Genomic DNA, 485 nt, shown 5'->3' with positions numbered 1-485 from the left:
TTCCGGTATATCCATCCCTATCTCATCGAGGAATTTGCGATATCTCACGTGATGATATCTATACATCTTCGCTCTCTTCCAATGTATCGACGGTAGGCGTAGCTGCCTGGCAGCTTGCCAGGTAAGCTTCCTCATCTATGGAACGTATTGACCACCAGATCGTTATCGCTGTAATCCTGATAGCTCTTCCTGCGATTCACGAAGGTCGCCTTCGCATCCTGTCCATCGGTATCCAGCGTCACCTTACTGCCACTTACTTTGCCGGATATGACATCCGTGATACTATCCAGACGATATCTCGATACCGGGATCTCGCTGATCTCATATTCACCGGCAGGGATATCCTTCCGGACGATCGTTTTCTCTATGCCTCCGGACGCTTTCTTGTCAGACGCTGTGAATCGGATGACCTCCGTATATTCCTGTCTCTCTCCGGTGAAGTCTGTGCCTTCGATATGGAAGAGGAAGGTCGGATCTCCCGACGC

At 50.3% G+C, this 485-nt stretch carries 1 protein-coding gene; it reads right to left on the bottom strand.

Annotated elements, in window-relative coordinates:
- Window positions 1-131 precede the first annotated feature (131 nt).
- A partial coding sequence (locus NE665_RS23995) for a hypothetical protein (protein WP_256302716.1) occupies window positions 132-485 on the bottom strand: 354 nt, incomplete at its 5' end.

Source organism: Clostridium sp. DFI.1.208 (genome assembly GCF_024463855.1).
Lineage (GTDB): Bacteria > Bacillota_I > Bacilli_A > Erysipelotrichales > Erysipelotrichaceae > Clostridium_AQ.
This window is presented reverse-complemented; position numbering and strand designations above follow the sequence as displayed.